The organism is Nocardiopsis chromatogenes YIM 90109, from assembly GCF_000341185.1.
Taxonomy (GTDB): Bacteria; Actinomycetota; Actinomycetes; order Streptosporangiales; family Streptosporangiaceae; genus Nocardiopsis_A; species Nocardiopsis_A chromatogenes.
The window spans coordinates 1-1055 of sequence record NZ_ANBH01000403.1 but is presented as its reverse complement, the minus strand read 5'-3'; the positions used below and the strand labels follow the sequence as shown (position 1 = coordinate 1055).

The 1055-nt window shown below is 78.2% G+C and carries 1 pseudogene; it reads left to right on the top strand.

Annotated features, from left to right (window positions below):
* Window positions 1–1055, top strand: a pseudogene (locus tag D476_RS38120) (hypothetical protein); the annotation flags it as partial.

The following is a 1055-nucleotide window of genomic DNA, read 5'->3' as shown; positions in this document are numbered from 1 at the left end:
GCAGCCGAGGCCGCCGTCCGCCTGGCGCGGGCCGCCGCTCCGGCGCTCGCCTGCTCGCTGAGGACCGGCGCCTGGGGGCGGCTGGTGGAACGCGGGCGGGCCGCCGCCGAACGCGCCGGTGACAAGGGCGCACTGGCCTACTTCCTGCACGAGGAGGGGGTGCGCAGCCTGGTCACCGGCCGACGCGCGGCCGCCGCGGCCGGTTTCGCCGCTGCCGCCGCGCTCTGGCGGGAGCTGGGCGACGAGAGCGCCGCACAAGGCGCCGAGGAGGGGGCCGAGCTGTGCGGTCCTGAGGGCGCACAGGCCGGTTCCGGAGCGGACGGCGGAGACCTCGGCGCCGATCCGGGGGCGTCCGGCGACGCCCTGGCGTCCGCTTCTCCCTCGCCGGGCGGCGGCGAGGCGGCCGGCGAAGCCGCCCACCACTCGGGCGGCCTGGGAAGCGAGGTCGCCGGGGCCGCCGACCCCGGCGGCGCGGTCTCCTCGACGGCCACGACCACCCTGTCCACCGGAACCGCGACCGGCACTGGGAGCGCGGCCGGGACAGGGACCGCCGTCACGGCCGGTGCCGGGATCACCGCCAAGCTCGCGGTCGGCGGCGGGCTCGCCGCGGTCACCGCCGGAGGGGTGGTGCTCGGCCAGCAGGTGCTCACCCCCGACACCGTGCCGGTCAGCGTCATGGTGGCGACCGCCGCGGCCGAGGTCACCATGCCGGGCGAGCCGGACGCGGGCTGCGCCATCGGCGACGGTGCCACCGACTGCACCACCGTCGTGGACTCGGAGAAGGGGGAGACCGGCCCCATCGAGGTCGACCCGGACGCACCGCTGCCGGAGGGCGTCTCCTTCCTCTACTGGGGGTGCGAAGAGGGGCCCGAGGCCGATTCCTGCACGGTTCGGGCCGACGCGGCCCTGACCGTGTGCATCAGCACCACCGCCCCGCGGGACGCGGCCAACCGCCGCGCCTGCGCCGAGGCCACCGGCACCGCGGCGGCCTTCCGCCCGGTGGCCTGGAACAGCGGCGGGGGGCTCAAAGCCGTCACCGGGCCGGGAGGCGAGGT